Origin of the sequence: Corallincola spongiicola (genome assembly GCF_004284785.1) — a bacterium.
Lineage (GTDB): Bacteria > Pseudomonadota > Gammaproteobacteria > Enterobacterales > Neiellaceae > Corallincola > Corallincola holothuriorum.
Genome location: NZ_SHLY01000006.1, coordinates 201,855 through 220,071, shown reverse-complemented (window position 1 = coordinate 220,071; position 18,217 = coordinate 201,855). Strand labels below are relative to the sequence as shown.

16 protein-coding genes and 1 tRNA gene are annotated in these 18,217 nt (G+C 47.8%); 6 read left to right on the top strand and 11 right to left on the bottom strand.

Annotated elements, in window-relative coordinates; translation table 11 throughout:
- Positions 1-404: 404 nt before the first annotated feature.
- The 7 genes from gmhB to pspA form a co-directional block, all read right to left on the bottom strand.
- On the bottom strand, positions 405-971 hold the full coding sequence (gene gmhB / locus EXY25_RS15790; RefSeq protein WP_130567590.1) for a D-glycero-beta-D-manno-heptose 1,7-bisphosphate 7-phosphatase: 567 nt from the start codon (positions 969-971) through the stop codon (positions 405-407).
- 63 nt (positions 972-1,034) lie between these two features.
- Positions 1,035-2,597, bottom strand: coding sequence for a transcriptional regulator TyrR (gene tyrR, locus EXY25_RS15785; RefSeq protein WP_114339953.1), 1,563 nt, complete (start codon positions 2,595-2,597; stop codon positions 1,035-1,037).
- Between the two features lie 203 nt (positions 2,598-2,800).
- Positions 2,801-3,832: a TIGR01620 family protein gene (locus EXY25_RS15780; RefSeq protein ID WP_130567588.1), complete on the bottom strand. Its 1,032-nt coding sequence runs from the start codon at positions 3,830-3,832 to the stop codon at positions 2,801-2,803.
- Positions 3,829-5,247, bottom strand: a complete 1,419-nt coding sequence (locus EXY25_RS15775) for a YcjX family GTP-binding protein (RefSeq protein WP_130567587.1) — start codon at positions 5,245-5,247, stop codon at positions 3,829-3,831. The genes EXY25_RS15780 and EXY25_RS15775 overlap by 4 nt, the downstream gene beginning before the upstream one ends.
- Positions 5,248-5,643, bottom strand: a complete 396-nt coding sequence (gene pspC / locus EXY25_RS15770; protein WP_114339947.1) for an envelope stress response membrane protein PspC — start codon at positions 5,641-5,643, stop codon at positions 5,248-5,250.
- Positions 5,643-5,882 (bottom strand): envelope stress response membrane protein PspB, encoded by a 240-nt coding sequence (gene pspB, locus EXY25_RS15765; protein WP_114339946.1) that lies wholly within the window; start codon positions 5,880-5,882, stop codon positions 5,643-5,645. The genes pspC and pspB overlap by 1 nt, the downstream gene beginning before the upstream one ends.
- A gap of 30 nt (positions 5,883-5,912) precedes the next feature.
- Positions 5,913-6,602, bottom strand: a complete 690-nt coding sequence (gene pspA / locus EXY25_RS15760) for a phage shock protein PspA (protein ID WP_130567585.1) — start codon at positions 6,600-6,602, stop codon at positions 5,913-5,915.
- 176 nt (positions 6,603-6,778) lie between these two features.
- Between pspA and pspF the strand changes: the two genes are divergently transcribed.
- From pspF to EXY25_RS15730, 6 genes are read left to right on the top strand one after another with little or no spacing between them, the layout of a single operon-like run.
- A complete protein-coding gene (pspF, locus tag EXY25_RS15755) occupies positions 6,779-7,870 on the top strand; it encodes a phage shock protein operon transcriptional activator (protein WP_130567583.1) in 1,092 nt (363 codons plus the stop codon).
- Positions 7,871-7,876: 6 nt separating this feature from the next.
- Entirely contained in the window at positions 7,877-9,538 is a 1,662-nt protein-coding gene (gene sapA, locus EXY25_RS15750; RefSeq protein ID WP_207232183.1) for an ABC transporter substrate-binding protein SapA, read from the top strand.
- Positions 9,539-9,540: 2 nt separating this feature from the next.
- Positions 9,541-10,566, top strand: coding sequence for an ABC transporter permease (locus tag EXY25_RS15745; RefSeq protein WP_114339943.1), 1,026 nt, complete (start codon positions 9,541-9,543; stop codon positions 10,564-10,566).
- On the top strand, positions 10,559-11,449 hold the full coding sequence (locus EXY25_RS15740) for an ABC transporter permease subunit (RefSeq protein WP_114339942.1): 891 nt from the start codon (positions 10,559-10,561) through the stop codon (positions 11,447-11,449). The genes EXY25_RS15745 and EXY25_RS15740 overlap by 8 nt, the downstream gene beginning before the upstream one ends.
- Positions 11,446-12,462, top strand: a complete 1,017-nt coding sequence (locus tag EXY25_RS15735) for an oligopeptide/dipeptide ABC transporter ATP-binding protein (protein ID WP_114339941.1) — start codon at positions 11,446-11,448, stop codon at positions 12,460-12,462. Before EXY25_RS15740 ends, EXY25_RS15735 begins: the two co-directional genes overlap by 4 nt.
- Positions 12,459-13,214 carry an ATP-binding cassette domain-containing protein gene (locus EXY25_RS15730; RefSeq protein ID WP_114339940.1) on the top strand — a complete coding sequence of 252 codons (756 nt, stop codon included), beginning with the start codon at positions 12,459-12,461 and terminating at the stop codon, positions 13,212-13,214. The genes EXY25_RS15735 and EXY25_RS15730 overlap by 4 nt, the downstream gene beginning before the upstream one ends.
- A 62-nt stretch (positions 13,215-13,276) precedes the next feature.
- On the opposite strand, the gene EXY25_RS15725 is transcribed toward EXY25_RS15730, so the two are convergent.
- The 4 genes from EXY25_RS15725 to lon form a co-directional block, all read right to left on the bottom strand.
- A complete protein-coding gene (locus EXY25_RS15725; RefSeq protein ID WP_130567581.1) occupies positions 13,277-15,175 on the bottom strand; it encodes a SurA N-terminal domain-containing protein in 1,899 nt (632 codons plus the stop codon).
- Positions 15,176-15,252: 77 nt separating this feature from the next.
- Positions 15,253-15,329 (bottom strand) — tRNA-Asp (locus EXY25_RS15720).
- A 69-nt stretch (positions 15,330-15,398) separates the two neighbouring features.
- Positions 15,399-15,671 carry an HU family DNA-binding protein gene (locus EXY25_RS15715; protein ID WP_114339938.1) on the bottom strand — a complete coding sequence of 91 codons (273 nt, stop codon included), beginning with the start codon at positions 15,669-15,671 and terminating at the stop codon, positions 15,399-15,401.
- A gap of 183 nt (positions 15,672-15,854) precedes the next feature.
- Positions 15,855-18,209: an endopeptidase La gene (gene lon, locus EXY25_RS15710; RefSeq protein WP_114339937.1), complete on the bottom strand. Its 2,355-nt coding sequence runs from the start codon at positions 18,207-18,209 to the stop codon at positions 15,855-15,857.
- Positions 18,210-18,217 lie beyond the last annotated feature (8 nt).

Genomic DNA, 18,217 nt, shown 5'->3' with positions numbered 1-18,217 from the left:
GTTTCGTTGAATAATCTTTGATTACTTCAACACCCGTGAGCGCCCACACAGATTGTCTGACCAAATTGTTAAAGAACGATGCTGTTGCATCTCGCCAAACCTTAGCTTGGCTGCCCGGTCAACTCATTCGTTGTCCGCGGCAAGGGCTGCGCATTCTACGCTTCTTAGCCCCGCTGTCAACCCAGTAAAAACATCTTTTTTACTAAGTGACCAGAAGAAAGATAAAAACTTAAACCGTTCGTTTCTTCCCGCTGCCTCGCCCTGAGCGAGTGAGGCGGCATTATAGGGAGATTAATCCTGAACGCAACCCCAAAAACACACATTTTAGTTCAACCGAACAAAGTTTGCTCACAAGCAAGTGCCAGAACAAAGGGGTAAAAACCTAATCGACTGATATTATTAGTTTATTTAGATATAAACAATTTATTCAATAAAGCAGGAAGTTCAGCGAGGCTCTCTACTACATAGTCAGCGAGCTCAACTGACTCAGTTGAAACAGGCTTTCCGCTTTTCACTAAAAAGCAGAGCTTTAACCCCGCATTTTGCGCTGCTCTCATATCATCGCCCTTGTCTCCGACCATCATTGCTTCTGAGAGCTCAATATTTAGATCTTTCTTAGCTTGATAAAACATCCCCGGTGCAGGTTTACGGCAATCGCAATTAACGGCGAAACTAGCCACTTGACCTTCGGGGTGATGTGGGCAGTGATAGACGTGCTCTATACAAGCGCCAGCTTGCTTGAACTGTTCAACCATCCACTCAGTCAATCTCTGGAACTGACCTTCCGTGTAATATCCCCGCGCTATCCCCGATTGATTAGTCACCACGACCAATCGATAGCCCGCTGCCGTCAATTTCGCCGCAGCTTCCAGTACGCCAGGGATGAATTCAAATTCGCTAACAGTGTGCACATAGCCATGGTCGACATTAATAACGCCATCACGATCAAGAAAAACTGTCGGTTTACTCATAAAAAGCTGTTCTCTCGCGCTTAATAAGAAAATGGGTCGCACCGCGACCCATTATTCTCTTCTCTATGTGTTACTGATGCTTTTCTTGTTAATCCCGTACTCACGGAGTTTATTAGCGATCGCCGTGTGAGACACACCAAGCTTTCTCGCTAACTGCCGAGTACTCGGATAAGCGGGATACAAGCGCCGCAGTAAATTGCTTTCAAATCGCTTGGTGGCTTCTTCGAGAGAGCCCTCAAAATTATCATCATAGTAACCGAAGCCACTGCTATAAGAGGGAAGCTGCAGATCTTCAGCATCAATCTCATGGCCCTCAAGTAACGAAACGGCTTGATAAACAGAGTTCTCAAGCTGGCGCACGTTACCTGGCCATGGGTACTGCTGAACAACATCCTGACACTGTTTGGTTAAATTAGGTGTAGGACGCCCCAACTGCCGACTATATCGGGCAACAAACAACTCAGCCAACGGGACAATATCAGCCTTACGCTCTCTTAAAGCTGGTACTCGCAGATTTAAGACGTTCAATCGGTAATAGAGGTCTTCTCTAAATTCCGCTTGCTGAACCATCGCGGGCAGGTCTTTCTGTGTTGCGCAGATCACCCGCACGCTCACTTTAACCTCTTCCTCTGCACCAACACGGCGGAAGGTGCCATCTTGGAGAAAACGAAGAAACTTAACCTGCAACCCCTCAGACATATCACCAATTTCATCGAGAAAAACAGTACCACCATCAGCCTGTTCAAAAACTCCGCGCTTACCCTCTCCCGCGCCTTCAAAAGCATTAGCCGAGAATCCAAAAAGCTCATGCTCTGCCACGTTATCAGGCAATGAGGCACAGTTCAGGGCAATAAACGGTCTATCACCACGAAAACTGAACTCGTGACAAGCACGGGCTAACAACTCTTTGCCCGTACCCGTTTCGCCATGAATAAGCAGTGGTGCATCTAACTGAGCCATTTTTCTCGCTTGGCTTAATACACGCTTCATATGACTACTTTCGGCAAAGATGCGGGAGAAGCCATCATCGCTCTGGCGTTGAAACGCTGTTACTTGCTCACCTAAACGATCCACTGACTTCAATACAACCACTGCGCCAGCCAAAATGGACTGACCTTCTAAATCAGGAACTCGAATAGGTAACACATCTGCAAGATAAGTTTTACCAGCCATCGTAATCTTCGCGGCTTGAGCAATCACCTCATCAGCTTCCATCCAGCGCTGAAAAGAAAAGCCATGTACCCATTGGTTGAGACCGCCACCGACGATCTTCTCGGTTTTAAGACGCAAAGCGATGGCTGCCGCTTCGTTGACGACAACAATACGGCACTTTAAATCGATGGAAAAAACTGGATCAGGAAGCGTTCTCAACAATGTTTCTGATTCATAATGACCACGCTCAGAGGGCGTATAAGGGACTGTGCGGACATCTTCAACACCATGGATCAAACGAAGTGCAGGCATTAACTTCTGCAACTCTTCAAAAGCTAAACCAGGAAAATTAAGAAAGATGTTTCTTTTTTGGTCCGTTTCGATACTTTTCAGGTTGATACCATGCTCAACCAATATGACCAGGACTTCCTGAGCGATTCCCAGGCGGTCTTCGCACACAACTTCTAAACGCATATCTTCCACCCAAAGCTATTCTGTTATTGTCATTATTCAGGGTGTAAAAATAATAATACAGCTTGAAAAACTAAGCTACCTGTAGATGTAAAATTAGCTTAACAAACAAAAAATCACAGTTTTATCAATAGAATACTAAGGGAATAGACAGTAAATAAGCCACTACAGAAGAGAGAAACCACCGAATTTTGGTTCAGCGCTGACTAACCAATGGCGCGTTTTTTAATCGCAGCAAAGATCTCTCCTGCAACAGAGCGAACGCGAAGTGGGGGGACTTCAGTAAATATAACGGGTCGACACAACTGCACTGTTTTAACGCCAAGACGCGCGGTTAACAAGCCCGCTCCCATGCCTTGAGCAACACGTCCTGAAAGCTTTCCTGTCATATCGGCGCCCAATGCTTGTAAACCAACATCACTCAGAGTTTCACTCACCCCAGCATAAATAACGTTCAGTATGACGGCCTTTACCAGCATCCAGCGACTGAACACCCCAAGTTCAATACCATAAACATCAGCAATCTCGTCAATCATCCTAACGTTACGCCAAGCAATTAATAGCATATCAATGGCTGCCAGTGGGCTAATGGCAATCAAAATAGCCGCCTCACTAGACCATCTGGCAACGACTCGTTTAGCTCGGTCATCAAGGACAGCGACAACATCCCGTTCAAAAAGCGCTAGCGCTTCCTGATCTGAGTGGTGAGCCTCAACATTAGCTTTCCATCGCTCAACAGCCTCATTAACTGATTCATCCAATTTTGCAGGCAACATCCGCTGGCAAAAGAGCATAATATCATCGCTCACTTCACCCTCTTTAATCGCCTCTGCAACCGCTCTGCGCTCATTGACTCGACTTAACTGGGCACTGCGGCGCCACGCGTTAAAAACTGCCCCAACCGCCCAGCTGCCAACGAGTAGGAATACGCCACCATATAACAGCGCGATGGCAGGGGTTTGATGCCATTTTTGATCAAAAAACTGTATTGCCTCAATCACTGAAATTACAGAGACAAGCGATAAGGTTAACCAAAGTAGAGGGTGCTTTCGCGCACCGAAGGTACTCTGTGCTTGTTGCTCTTCTTGCAAAGCGTCTTCGCCAAAGGACTCATCTTCCTGCCAGTTATCTAGATCATCTAGCACAACAGCTTTTTCCAACGTCAAAGGCGTATCCTGCTGCTCCGATTCAAAAAGCTGCTGCTGTTGATAATTAGATTTTTTCCTAGCCTTACTCATTGCAGTTTATCCCCTAGCAAGAATTGCAATACGCGATCCATGGCTATGTGTGGCACCTGATTATCACTCTTACCTATCACGGGAGGTGCGAAAGGTACAAAGCTGAATTGATGGTCATTAAAAAATTGTGACGACGGTACGCTCGCCGGTACTTCCCCTGGAAAGGTAATGATCTCCTCTCTATCACTCAACCTCACGCCCTTCAGCATAGGCTTAAGACCACCTGTCAGCTGGCTCTTTCCAGAATTACTGGCACGAATAGACGCCAATGTAATGCAATCGAAAGCTATATCAGAGAAAGCCCACGGGTTCTGTTCTGTCAGCAGTAATTGTCGAATGAGGCCTTTTAGTGGTTCATGCTGTTCCGGCGTCACATGATCAGCCTTGGTAGCTGCCAACATCACTTTTTCAATCTTGGGCGAAAATAGCCGCCGGATTATTGAGCTACGACCGTATCGAAAACTGCCTAGGACCTGTAATAGCGCCTGTTGCATCTCCAACAATTGATTGTGTCCAGCTCCTAAGGCGGTTAATGGATCAACGAGCACTATCTGACGATCGAAACGTGAAAAGTAATCTTTGTAAAAGCGCTTTACCACTTTGGACTTGTACTGTTCGAAACGCTTCTCCAACATCTCCCCCACACTGCCTCGATTAAACTTAGCGGTATCTTGGGAGACGGTCATCAAAGGGAAAAAATGCAATAACGGGGTATTTTCATATTCTCCAGGCAACACAAAACGCCCGGGCTGCAACAGATATGCACCCTGACAACGCCAAGCTTGAAGCAACTCAGCGTATTGTTGAGCAACCTCTGCAATATGAAACTCATCCGCCGGCGCATCCAAGTCGATAGTATCAATCGACAACTTCCAGTCGGTCAGTGCTGGTACTTCAGGGCGATTAGGCAACATGGTGGCAAATAGCTCACACCATTGACGATAATCTAGCTCCAGTAATGGTAGATCGAGTAGCCACTCACCCGGGTAGTCAACAATATCCAATTGCATCAAAGCACGATTAGTCAATGTCGCTAACGGTTGTTTAGTGGGGCGATATGCCAATTCCAAGCTAACCGTGCTCACCCCTTTGGTTGGCTCTGGCCAACAGGGTGGTTCAGAAGAGAGTGCGGTCAACGAATCTTCATAAGGGTAACGGACCCAGTCCAGCCTCTGCTGGGGTATACGCCTGACCGCCAATAGGCGCTGCTCGGCACAAGGCTTAAAAAAAGGTAAGCGGGCATCTCTAAAATTAATAAGCTGAAATAGTAGACTGGTAATAAATGCGGACTTACCTGCGCCTGATAAGCCGGTAACAGCGAGCACCAAATGACGATCCAGTGAGCGGGCAAATGCTTGCTGCGCACCGCCACTCACTTTATCTAACCAACGACCAACTCCTGAATCCTTCTTCATCTATAACTTATTAATCTCGCGCTTTAAGGAGAACTCACTTGATGTCACGACTTGCTCAAGTCGCCGTAAACGTAGCTCCAGCTTTTCAAAGCGTGTCACCACTTCTTTAAACGCCTGCCGAGGAGGCTCTCCCGCCTGCCACACGTGAGACTTTACGGTATGGGGAGGTTGACTAAACTGGTTACCTTCTGGCGCTTTATCTAGCACCAGCCATAACACGACGTAAGCTAGTAATGGCAAACCGAAAACACCGGTTAGAATAATGGCTGAAGCAACAACGACACGCACAAGCCACACTTCAAAGCCAAAGTAGTCCGCAAGCCCAGCACAGACACCCGCGAGTTTCTGCCGAGAAGTACTGCGATAAAGCTGCTTTTTCTTAACTTGTTCATCCATTATTCGTGCCCTCTTGCCGTCATCTCTTCACTAAGAATTCGTTCAAGGGTATCCAAGCGGTCGGCCATTTTTTCTGAACGATTCGCCAACTCGGTCAACAGCGCCATCTCATCTGCACTCAATCCCTGACTAACCTGGCGTTTACTTCGATAATGGAGAAACAACCAGATTGGCGCCACAAACACCATAAAAACAATAAACGGTGCCGCGATAATGCCTGCTAATGCTTCGTAATCCACGCCTATTCTCCTTCGCGATGATTCAACTGATTAAGCTTTACTTGCTGATTTTTTGTCGGCCTTTAACTTCTTCTTCAAGGCCTCAAGCTCATTGGTCACCGTATCTTCAGCTTCCAAATCTTCAAACTGCTGCGCCAATGATCTTTCCGCCTGAGTACCTAAATCATAAGATTCAACTTCCGCTTCGAGATTATCAATCTTACGTTCGTACTGCTCAAAACGCACCATGGCGTCTTGGACTTTACCGCTATCCAACTGCTTTTTTACTTCCAAACGTGAAGAGATCGTCTCACGGCGCAATAAAATGCTTTGTTGACGTGCTTTCGCATCTTTCAGTTTGTCCTGTAATTGGCCAATTTCATCCTTCAATCTCGTCAGCTGTTCTTCATGCTGCGCCAAATCAGCTTCCACTGCCGATACAGCATCTGTCACTTTTTGCTTTTCGAGCAACGCGCCTTTCGCCAGATCTTCCCGGTCTTTACTTAGGGCCAATTCGGCACGAGCCTGCCAATCATCTGCTTCACCTTTAAGGCGTTCGATGCGGCGCACGAGATCTTTCTTTTCTGCGATAACCCGTGCAGAGTTAGAACGCACCTCAACCAAGGTATCTTCCATCTCTTGAATAATCAGCCTAACCATTTTTTCCGGATCTTCTGCTCGATCCAACAAAGAGTTGATATTCGAGTTAACAATATCTGAGAAGCGAGAAAATACACCCATGACACACCTCTATTACTTACAATGAATTATCTATATGCCATTACAAAAGCAATTTACAAGCCAACCTCAAAAAATAGATAGTTAACAATAAAAAACAAAAGGTTAGGCTATTTGCTTGCGTAAATCTCAAAGAGGCATATTATTGGAAAAAACCAATTCTTGGTGAAAATAACCACATGTCATCGACTCGAAGCAGAAAGAAAGACAACCTGATCGGGCAATCTAACAGCTTTATGCAGGTTATCGAGCATGTTCGTCAAGTCGCTGCGCTGAACAAACCCGTACTCATTATCGGTGAGCGTGGCACAGGTAAAGAACTGATTGCAGAGCGTTTACACTACCTGTCTCAACGTTGGGATCAAAATTATCTCACGCTTAATTGCGCAACATTGAATGAAAGCCTGCTAGAGAGTGAGTTGTTTGGTCATGAGAGTGGCGCATTTACAGGTGCGAGTAAACGTCACGCTGGGCGCTTTGAACGCGCCGATGGTGGCACCCTATTTCTAGACGAGTTAGCCAATACATCCGGCGTGGTGCAGGAAAAGCTTCTTCGAGTAATTGAGTATGGCGAATTTGAACGTGTCGGTGGCTCAAAGTCAGTCACCATTGATACACGATTGATCGCCGCCACGAACGAAGATCTCCCCACTCTAGCGGAGCAAGGTGAATTTAGAGCCGATCTATTGGATCGCTTGGCATTTGATGTGATCACCCTGCCACCGTTAAGAGAACGTCCCGAAGATATTATGCTGCTCGCAGAGCACTTTGCTATCAATATGGCTCGGCAATTAGAGATGGAGCTATTTAGCGGCTTTACCCGTTCGGCACAGGAAATTTTACAATCTTATGATTGGCCAGGAAATGTACGTGAGTTAAAAAATGCAGTAGAGCGAAGTGTTTACCGCCATAACAATGCTCACCTACCGGTTCACCAGATAACCCTGGATCCATTTGATTCGCCCTACCGCCCCCGCAGCATAGTCAGAACCAATGATCGCAGAACGCTCGACAATACAACACCTCCAGCAAGTGAAAACACGAGTAAAGAAGATCTAGGTGATAAAAATCTACCCTCTTCCGCCATGCAAGAGATAGAATTTCCGATTAAGCTCAAAGACACATTGCGAGATTACGAGATAGAGTTATTGCGTTACGCGATGCAAAAATCTCAATTCAATCAGCGAAAAGCAGCAGATGCCTTGGATCTTACCTACCACCAACTGCGCGGCATATTGAAGAAATATTCATTACTGGACGAGTTTAGATAACTGAACATGGAAAACGGCCGTTTACCAAAAGTACGTCGTCATAGTTTCAGGGTGCGCTTGCGCCTTGTCATGCTAGGGTTTATCGCATTAGCCATCATTACGCTAACATGGTTACTCCGCGACTATGGACAAAACACTCGCCCACACCAGGGCATAATCTATTGTTCAGAAGGTAGTCCAGAGACATTTAACCCACAAATAGGCACCTCGAGTACGACCATTGATGCTTCAACCCATCAACTCTATGACCGTTTAGTCGATGTCGACAATCAGGGGAATATTACCCCGGGACTGGCATTTAAATGGAGTATTAGCCGCGATCAAAAGAGCTATCGCTTCAAGTTGCGTCAAGGTGTTAATTTCCACCATACCGATTTCTTTCGCCCCACCAGAACCCTGAATTCTGAAGATGTCGCTTTTTCATTTTCGCGCATTTTAGATAAAGAGCATCCATATCATCATGTTGGTGGTGGCCAGTATCCCTATTTTCAAAGTGTCGGCTTAGACAACTTGGTTATGTCGGTGACGACGCCAGATCCGTTCACCGTGCAGTTTGATCTGCTCCGCCCGGATGCCAGCTTTCTAACCACGTTGGCGACCGACTTTGCCGTCATCTTGTCAGCTGAATATGGTGAATGGTTGGAGAAACGGCGACAACAGTCCTATATAGATAGTCGTCCCATCGGCACAGGACCGTTTAGCTTTGCCACTTACCGCAAAGATTCCTATATCAAGTATCGCCGTCATCCGGCGTACTGGGGGCCGCCTGCCAAGTTGGAAAGATTGGTTTTTGATATCACTCCTGCACCCTCTGCACGCCTCGCCAAGTTAATCACTGGCGAATGCGACGTTATCGCTCTCCCCTCAGCCAGTGAGATGACACTACTGCGTAAAAGTGAACAGATTAAGCTCAACTTACAAACAGGACTCAATGTAGGGTACCTCGCATTCAACACCCAACATCCGCCATTTGATGATGCTCGGGTGCGTCGCGCCATTGCTCATGCCATCGATCGCGAGCGCCTGTTAGCGGCAGTTTATTTTGGCACCGCCACTTTAGCTAATTCGGTACTGCCACCCGTTTCCTGGGCCTATAACGATGCCTTACCCGTACTTGATTATGCCCCTGAAACAGCGCGCGAATTATTACAAGAAGCGGGGCTCGAACAGGGCTTCAGTTTCGAGCTTTGGGCGCCCCCAGTACCCAGGGTCTATAACCCGAGCCCGCTAAAAATGGCGCAATTAATAAAAGCAGATCTGAAAAAAGTTGGTATCACCGCTGAGATCGTCTCTTATGATTGGCAAACCTTTAGAAGACACCTGCAAGCTGGCCGTCATGACGCCACGCTCTTAGGTTGGATGGCTGACACCGCTGATCCTGACAACTTTTTTAGGCCTCTGTTGACCTGTCAGGCACTCAGTTATGGCACCAACCGTGCCCAGTGGTGCGATTTCGAATTTGATCGCTTGCTAAACTCAGCGCTGGAAACCCCTTCCCGCATCCAACGCAAAGCGTATTACAGTGATGCTCAAAAGATTATCTCAGAGCAGCTACCTATCTTCCCTATTGCTCATGCATTAAGATTCCAAGCGTATCGCAAAGGAATAACAGGTATGGACCTCAATCCTTATGGAGGCATCCGATTTGCGGACGCCGAGCGTAACTAACGATGCTGACTTATACATTAAGAAAGATGAATTTATTCATCTTCACCTTCATCGGGTTATCACTACTATCATTCAGCCTGATCTATATCGTACCCGGCGATCCGGTCTATCTCACCACTGGGTTAGATAACCTCACCCCCGATCAATATCAAAAGCTCAGCAGTGAACTCTACTTTGATCGTCCTTACATCCTTCAATATTTCCATTATCTTGGGAATATTTTCGATGGCAATTGGGGACGGTCACTGACATCTGGGGAAAACGTTTGGGATGAAGTTAAAGAAACATTCCCTGCGACATTGGAGCTGGTGTTCTACTCGCTCGTACTCGCCATGGTTATCGGCGTGCCGATTGGCTCTCTTGCAGCATTAAAAAAAGAGAGCATCACAGACCATACCGTCATGACACTGAGCCTGCTTGGTATCTCCATCCCGGTATTCTGGTGGGGGCTATTGATGATCATGATACTGGCCCTGGGGCTAGGATTACTCCCTATCTCTGGGCGGCTTAGCTTACTGTATGATATTGAACCGGTGACCAACTTCATCCTCATAGATATCTTGATTTCAGACCAATCCTATAAGAATGAAGCATTTAAAAATGCCTTAGCACATATCATTATACCAACACTGGTGCTCGCTACCGTGCCAACCACACAGGTGATCAGAACAACCCGCGCGACCATGCTCAGCTTGCTTAAGCAAAATTTTATCAAAGCAGCTCAAGCGCGTGGCATTAGCCGCTGGCGTGTATTGCGCAAACACGCTCTCCCCAACAGCCTATTGCCAGTGTCACGGCAACTTGGGCTGCAGATCAGCACATTAATGACCGGCGCCATGGTCACTGAAAATATATTCTCTTGGCCGGGAATAGGTAAGTGGTTAGTAGCCAGCCTTTATCAACGAGATTATCCGGCAATACAGGGCGGCTTATTAGCTGTATCAACCTTCATTATTCTGGCCACAGTGATTAACGATCTTCTTCATACCGCAGCCGATCCCATCGCGCGTAAGGACTACAATGCTTAGTCACGATATCTACGATGATGCAGGTATGCCTTCACCGCTGTCGAGGGCATTGGCAGAATTCCGTAAACACCCCATCTATATGGCCGCATTTTACTGGTTGTTATTGATGGCCGTGCTATCGCTGTTTGCGCCACTTATTGCACCATACAGTGCCGATGAACAACATTTAGGCCAGTTGTTGGTTCCCCCTTCTTGGTACAAAGAGGGGCAGGTAGAGTTTTTCTTTGGCACCGACGATCTAGGCCGCGACGTACTCAGCCGCCTGATTTATGGGGCCCGATACTCATTTGGCAGTAGTCTTTTGGTCGTGATGGTTTGCGCACTTGCCGGCATTATCATCGGTGTTTTTGCCGGCATGACTCGCGGCTTAAAGTCGAGCGTGCTGCATCATATTCTAGACACTATCCTTTCTATCCCTTCGCTACTCTTGGCCATCGTCGTTATAGCAATTTTAGGCTCAGGGTTAGAACAGGTACTAATTGCTATTGGACTTGCGCAAATCCCGCAGTTTATTCGAACAGTCAATAACGCTATTCGGCAAGAGATGAGCAAGGTCTATGTCACTGCGGCGACTCTCGATGGTGAAAAAGGCGCAAGGCTATTTCTCTTCACCCTGCTACCTAACCTAATTGAACCGATTATGGTGCAGTTCACTATCTCCCTGTCGACAGCCATTTTAGATATTGCCGCATTAGGTTTTCTAAAATTGGGCGCTCAAGCGCCCTCGCCTGAATGGGGAACCATGCTGTCCGGTGGACTAGAGCTGATTTACCGCGCCCCCTGGACAGTCGCCTTTCCCGGTTTCGCCATTCTCATATGTGTGTTGTCAGTGAACGTTGTCGGCGAAGGTTTTCGTAATTCAATCAGTAAGGCTAAATCATGAGTCTACTGGATATCAAAAACCTCACCATAGCGCTTAATACCCAAGACGGATTGGTGACAGCTGTCGATAAGGTCAGTCTTTCTCTCGCCGATGGCGAAATACACGCGCTGGCAGGCGAATCAGGCTCTGGTAAAAGCCTATTAGCCAAAGCGATTATCGGCCTGCTGTCAGATGATTGGACCGTTATTGCCGATCGCATGTTTTATGAAGGCGAAGATCTGCAAGCGATGGATTTCCAACAACGCAGGGAGCTAATGGGCAACGAGATCGCGATGATCTTTCAAGACCCTGCGAACAGTCTTGATCCCATCGTACGCATCGAAGAGCAGCTGCTAGAAGCCTTGCCGCGAACGATAACAAAAGGCCCGTTAAACTTCTTTAGAGCAAGGAAAAAGCTACGTCAGCAAGCAATCACACTGCTCCATCAAGTCGGTGTAAAGGACCATGAGCGTCTGTTGAAAGCCTACCCTCATGAGATCTCTGAGGGGCTCTGCCAAAAGGTGGTCATTGCCATGGCGATTGCCCTGAGGCCACGTCTATTGATTGCCGATGAGCCTACAGCCACCATGGAGCCCAGAGCACAGGGGCAACTATTTCGGCTACTCAGAAAATTCAATCAGCTACACAACATGAGTATTTTGCTACTCAGTCATGATATGTACACGGCTGCGCAATTAAGCACCCGGATCACCATGATGTATTCAGGCCACGTTGTTGAATCAGGCCTTACTGAGCGAATGATCCAGTTTCCTGTGCACCCTTATACCGAGGCGATGGTGGCCAGTACCCCAAGCTTTTCCGGGCAAGTAACTAAGAAAGCCCCTTTACCAGAGTTAAGAGGTGGCGTACCAACGCTACAACATATGCCAATTGGCTGTCGCCTAGGTCCACGCTGCCCTTATGCTCAGCGACAATGTGTAGAGCTACCTCTGTTGAAACGATTTAAAGGTAGAAGCTACCGTTGCCACTATCCTTTAAATCTCGATGCTCTGCGCAAAAAGGACAAGTCATGATCCTCACCGCACGGTACCTCACCAAGATCTACAAACCCAAAATGGCTATGCCATGGCACCCTGAGCCCGAGCCAGCAATCGACCGCATCTGTTTTGAACTAGGGGCAGGTGAAACACTCGCTATTATTGGTGCGGCAGGATCAGGTAAAACGACATTGGCCAGGGTTCTTGCTGGGGCTGAAACCGTCACCACAGGCACCTTAGTGATGGAGGGAGAGCGCGTTGATGCGGTCAGCAGCGATGAGTACCACCGCTCAATCCGTATGATGTTTCAAGACCCAAGTGCATCGCTCAACCCAAACCTGTCCATAGGCAGACAACTGGATAGCACCTTAAAGCTAGCGATTTCAATGCCAGAAGCGGACAGAAAGCAGCGCGTGCTCGACACCTTACAAGATGTAGGGCTTCTGCACGAACATATCGATTTTTATCCGGATCAGCTGTCAAGTGGACTAAAACACCGTGTGGCTTTAGCACGAGCCCTGATCACCAACCCAAAAGTGATTATCGCCGATGAATCGTTGTCGTCGGTCGATGTATCGGTCAGAGCCAAGCTCATTAATCTGCTGCTCAAATTGCAACGAGAGCGGGATCTCTCCTACATAATGATCACCCATGATCGTGAGATCATCGAACATATGTGCGATAAGCTCATGGTGTTGCAGTCAGGGCGAACGATCGAGTACGGTCAGGTTGAGCAGATACTGAACCAGCCAAAGGAAGCTTATTCTAGACAACTTCTAGCTTTATAGTTATCGCTGTTAAGGCAAAAAAAAGAGAGGCTATTGCCTCTCTTTTTTATTCATATGACGCTTTACTGGGGCAATGTTTCTGTCGCTACCACTGGATAGCTTATCTCTGCCCGGTCACGAAGCATCGCGATCAACGGCTGATAAGCCTGCTCAATAAGTTGCGGAGAAACCTGCGCTTCCAACGCGGTCAATTGCGCTGGCTCTGGCGAGGTTGCAGTATTGACCTTTAACAGTTCAACCACGGCATACTTCCCGCCAGGGATCGAAGCTTGTTCTGCGCTTGCAGTGCCATCAGTCGACGGCGCTAAAGCAAATGCTGCATCGCGAACCGCTGGAGCCACATCACTACCATAGCGTGTCAACGCCAACTTCTCTTCAAATGCCAAGCTATTCTCAGTCAGCAATGCCGTGACATCTTCACCAGCTAACAACTTCTCTGTGAGTTCAGCTGCAATTGCGTCAGCCTTCTCACCAGCAAGACGTCGCTTCACATCAGTCAACAATTGCGGCTTAACTTCGTCAAACGTTAGCTGTGCAGAGGGTTTATGCTCCAACAAGCGCACAATGATCACTTGCTCACCGCCAACTTCAATCGCATCGCTATTCAGGCCTTCCAGCAAGACAGTTTCGCTAAACGCTGCATTTAGCAACTCACCATTATTAAATGGTGCTGGCGCACTTTCTCTGCTGAACAAAGCCGTTTTTTGCACTTCTAGGCCTGCCGCATTAGCAGCATCCTCCAGCGTGTCAGGAACTTCAAACGCTACGTTGGTCATTGCCGTTTGCAACTCTATGAAATCGCTTTCAGCTTTCTGCTTCTTAAGTTGTAGCGCAATGCTATCGGTCACTTCCGCAAGTGGTTGCTGAACCGACGGTTTAACATCTAGCAACTTGATCAGGTGAATGCCATTAGTTGTTTCTACTGGTGCTGATACATCACCAACAGCTAAAGCAAATGATGCATCATCAAAATCTTCGCCATAGGTTCCACGCTCAAACCAGTCCAGCTCACCACCGTTTTCACCACTAAAAGTATCGATAGAGTTAGCTTTAGCCAGTTCTGCAAAATCAGCACCAGCTGCTAATTCAGACACTAACGTAGCGGCCTTTTCACTATCTTCCGCTGGCAACAATATATGCGCAACCTTGCGCTGTTCTGGCAGCATATACAGAGCAGAGTTGTCACTGTAGTAAGCATTGATCTCATCATCGCTTACTGACTGCGTAGCAGCCAGATCCGACACCTTCAATTCAATATATTCAAGTGCGATCTGCTCAGGCGTAACAAAGCGCTGTGCCTGCATTTCATAGGCCTGCTGCAACTCTTCATCTGAAGGCTCAACCTGCCCAAGCAAGGTTGCTGAATCAATGGTCACCAGACGAATATCGCGCGTCTGATTGTCCAGCATATAGCGTTGCTTCAATTCCGCCTCGGTAACGAAATCGGTCGCAATCAGCGCCTGCAACAATTGACGCCGGGTCATTTCGCGACGCAGATATTCACGGAACTGCGACGTTGACATGTTCTGACGGCGAACAGTACTCAAATACACATCATTAGAAAACTGCCCATTCACTTGGAACTGAGGCATTTCCTTAATGGCAGATTTAATCTGTTCATCGCTGATAGTTAGGCCTAATTCATCAGCAGCCTGGTCTGTGACTACTTCGTCAATCAGGCGCTCCAAAACACTCGCGCGAAAGCGCTGCATATAAGCGCTATCACTTGCCAACTGATTGAACAATTGCCCAAACTGCTGCTCCATGCGCGCGCGTTCGTTCTGATAAGCAGCCTCAAATGCCCGAGGGCTGATCTCTTCACCATTCACTACGGCAGCAGGCTGTGCATTGTTACCGCCCATGTAGCTACTGACGCCCGCAAAAGCAAATGACAAAATGATTAAACTCAATACAATTTTGGCGGCGGGGCCGTGAACTCCCTCACGGATCTTATCCAGCATGTTGTTGTCTCTCGTTAGCGCTTACGCAAAACTAAAATAAAAAAAGCGCATCGTCGTCGGATGCGCCTTCGATAAATTGGCGGAGTGGACGGGACTCGAACCCGCGACCCCCGGCGTGACAGGCCGGTATTCTAACCAACTGAACTACCACTCCATAACTGCAGACTTACATCTGCAGTGTATGACGCGTAAACCAAATTCCAGCCGCTAACGCGGCCGTGAATTAGTTTACAGCGTCTTTCAAAGCCTTACCGGCTTTGAACGCAGGAACTTTAGCAGCAGCGATATCGATGGTTGCACCCGTTTGTGGGTTACGACCAGTGCGAGCAGCACGCTCACGAACTACAAAAGAACCAAAACCAACCAGAGCAACCTGGTCGCCATCTTTAAGAGCTTCAGTAATAGCATCGACGAAGCTATCTAGCGCACGGCCAGCAGACGCCTTTGAAATATCTGCTCCATCAGCAATTTGATCAATAAGTTGAGACTTATTCACGGTGTCATCCCCTTTCTTATTCTATTCATTGGTTGCAGCAATTTATTATTTGTTTACCGCAACTAGCGACGTTTTATATCAGGCTTAAATCCGCTACGCAAGGCGCGAAGCCTTGAATTATGAGGGATTGAGCCAGATCCGCGGGCACGATCACCGAACCCGCATTATTTTCGTTACCTAGATCTAATTCTTAGCAATTGCAAAACCTTCCGCAGGCTCCTGTAACGCTAACTCCAACACGTCTTCGATCCAGCGTACCGGATGAATTTCCATGTCTTGCTTCACGTTATCAGGGATCTCTTCAAGGTCTCTGGCATTTTCATGGGGGATGATCACCCGCTTAATACCACCGCGGTGTGCGGCCAACAGTTTCTCTTTCAAGCCACCAATCGGCAGTACTTCGCCACGTAGCGTGATCTCACCGGTCATCGCAACATCTGCACGCACCGGATTGCCTGTCAGCGTAGAAACTAAAGCTGTACTCATGGCGATACCCGCACTCGGACCATCTTTGGGCGTTGCCCCTTCTGGCACGTGTACGTGAATATCACGCTTCTCATGAAAATCAGGACTAATACGCCACTTGTCAGCACGAGAACGCACCACTGTCATCGCAGCCTGAATGGACTCCTGCATCACCTCACCAAGGGAACCGGTGAACGAAAGCTTGCCTTTACCGGGCACCGACATCGCTTCAACAGTCAGTAGATCCCCACCGACTTCCGTCCAAGCCAAGCCATTGACTAGGCCGATGCGGTTGTTATCTTCCGCTTTACCGAAATCGTAACGCTGTACGCCTAAGTACTCTTTCAGATTTTCATTCGTGATCCGAATGGGCACAGCTTTTTCTTTCAGTAGTAACTGCTTGACCGCTTTTCGACATAGCTTGGAGATCTCTCGCTCCAAATTACGTACACCCGCTTCGCGAGTGTAATAACGAATAATGCCATTAATGGCACTATCCTCAATCTCAACTTCATTGGCCTTGAGGCCATTACGTTCAACCTGTTTTGACAATAGGTGTTCACGGGCGATGTTAAGCTTTTCATCTTCGGTGTAACCCGCTAAGCGGATCACTTCCATACGGTCTAACAGAGGCGCCGGAATATTCATCGAGTTGGAGGTGGCAACAAACATCACGTCCGACAGATCGTAATCCACTTCAAGATAGTGGTCATTGAAACTGTTGTTTTGCTCAGGATCGAGTACTTCTAGCAGCGCAGATGCCGGATCACCACGCATGTCACTGCCCATTTTGTCGATCTCATCAAGCAAGAACAGCGGGTTTTTCACCCCAACCTTACTCATCTTCTGCAGCAGCTTACCCGGCATAGAACCGATATAAGTTCGGCGATGACCGCGTATTTCAGCTTCATCACGCACGCCGCCTAATGCCATGCGAGTATATTTTCGCCCTGTCGCCTTCGCGATAGACTGCCCGAGAGAAGTTTTACCCACGCCAGGGGGCCCAACCAAACATAAAATAGGGCCTTTCAGCTTGCGTACCCGATTCTGTACGGCAAGGTACTCAAGAATACGCTCTTTGACTTTCTCGAGGCCAAAATGGTCTTTGTCGAGAATGGTCTGCGCGCCAGCAAGGTTCTTTTTCACCTTACTGCGCTTATGCCACGGTAACCCGACCATCCAATCGATATAACCACGAACAACCGTCGCTTCAGCGGACATAGGTGACATCATGCGCAACTTCTGCAATTCCGCTTCTGTCTTCTCCTTGGCTTCATCGGGCATCTTCGCTTCTTCGATACGCTTCTTCAGCATTTCGAATTCGTCAGGACCTTCTTCCAGCTCACCCAGCTCTTTCTGAATCGCTTTCATCTGCTCATTCAGATAGTACTCGCGCTGACTCTTTTCCATCTGTTTCTTAACGCGACCGCGGATCCGCTTTTCAACCTGCAACAGGTCAACTTCGGATTCCATCATCGCCATTAAGAACTCGAGGCGTTCGTTAACGCTGACCACCTCAAGCACTTTCTGTTTATCATCAAGCTTCAACGGCATATGGGCCGCCATCGTATCAGCCAGACGAGTCGGCTCTTCTATTCCCTGCAAGGAGGTCAGTACTTCGGGCGGGATCTTTTTATTCAGTTTGATGTAACCTTCAAACTGTGCGATCACCGAGCGGACAAGCACATCGAGCTCGCGCTCTTCCATCTCCACTTGCGTGGTTAAGTACTGTACTTCCGCTTCGAAGAAATCTTCCGACGCGGTAAATTGCTCAATACGAGCACGCTGGCTTCCTTCGACTAAAACCTTCACCGTACCATCAGGCAGTTTTAGCAGCTGCAATATGGTGGCTACCGTACCGACGTCATACACATCCTCGGTACCCGGCTCTTCAACTGATGCATCTTTCTGTGCCACCAGGAATATCTGTTTGTCATTTTCCATCGCCGCTTCAAGACATTGGATAGACTTTTCGCGACCAACAAACAGTGGGATCACCATGTGCGGGTATACCACTACATCACGTAATGGCAGTACAGGGATCTCTATGCGTTCCAAACGCTCTTCTGTCATGCAGGATC

Coding starts and splice junctions, on each gene's coding strand:
- EXY25_RS15775 (WP_130567587.1), bottom strand. CDS start 5,247: ATGAAGAAGGATTCAGGAGTTGGTCGTTGGTTAGATAAAGTGAGTGGC.
- lon (WP_114339937.1), bottom strand. CDS start 18,209: ATGACAGAAGAGCGTTTGGAACGCATAGAGATCCCTGTACTGCCATTA.
- sapA (WP_207232183.1), top strand. CDS start 7,877: ATGGAAAACGGCCGTTTACCAAAAGTACGTCGTCATAGTTTCAGGGTG.
- tyrR (WP_114339953.1), bottom strand. CDS start 2,597: ATGCGTTTAGAAGTTGTGTGCGAAGACCGCCTGGGAATCGCTCAGGAA.
- gmhB (WP_130567590.1), bottom strand. CDS start 971: ATGAGTAAACCGACAGTTTTTCTTGATCGTGATGGCGTTATTAATGTC.
- pspF (WP_130567583.1), top strand. CDS start 6,779: ATGTCATCGACTCGAAGCAGAAAGAAAGACAACCTGATCGGGCAATCT.
- EXY25_RS15780 (WP_130567588.1), bottom strand. CDS start 3,832: ATGAGTAAGGCTAGGAAAAAATCTAATTATCAACAGCAGCAGCTTTTT.
- EXY25_RS15735 (WP_114339941.1), top strand. CDS start 11,446: ATGAGTCTACTGGATATCAAAAACCTCACCATAGCGCTTAATACCCAA.
- EXY25_RS15740 (WP_114339942.1), top strand. CDS start 10,559: ATGCTTAGTCACGATATCTACGATGATGCAGGTATGCCTTCACCGCTG.
- pspC (WP_114339947.1), bottom strand. CDS start 5,643: ATGGATGAACAAGTTAAGAAAAAGCAGCTTTATCGCAGTACTTCTCGG.
- pspA (WP_130567585.1), bottom strand. CDS start 6,602: ATGGGTGTATTTTCTCGCTTCTCAGATATTGTTAACTCGAATATCAAC.
- EXY25_RS15745 (WP_114339943.1), top strand. CDS start 9,541: ATGCTGACTTATACATTAAGAAAGATGAATTTATTCATCTTCACCTTC.
- EXY25_RS15730 (WP_114339940.1), top strand. CDS start 12,459: ATGATCCTCACCGCACGGTACCTCACCAAGATCTACAAACCCAAAATG.
- EXY25_RS15725 (WP_130567581.1), bottom strand. CDS start 15,175: ATGCTGGATAAGATCCGTGAGGGAGTTCACGGCCCCGCCGCCAAAATT.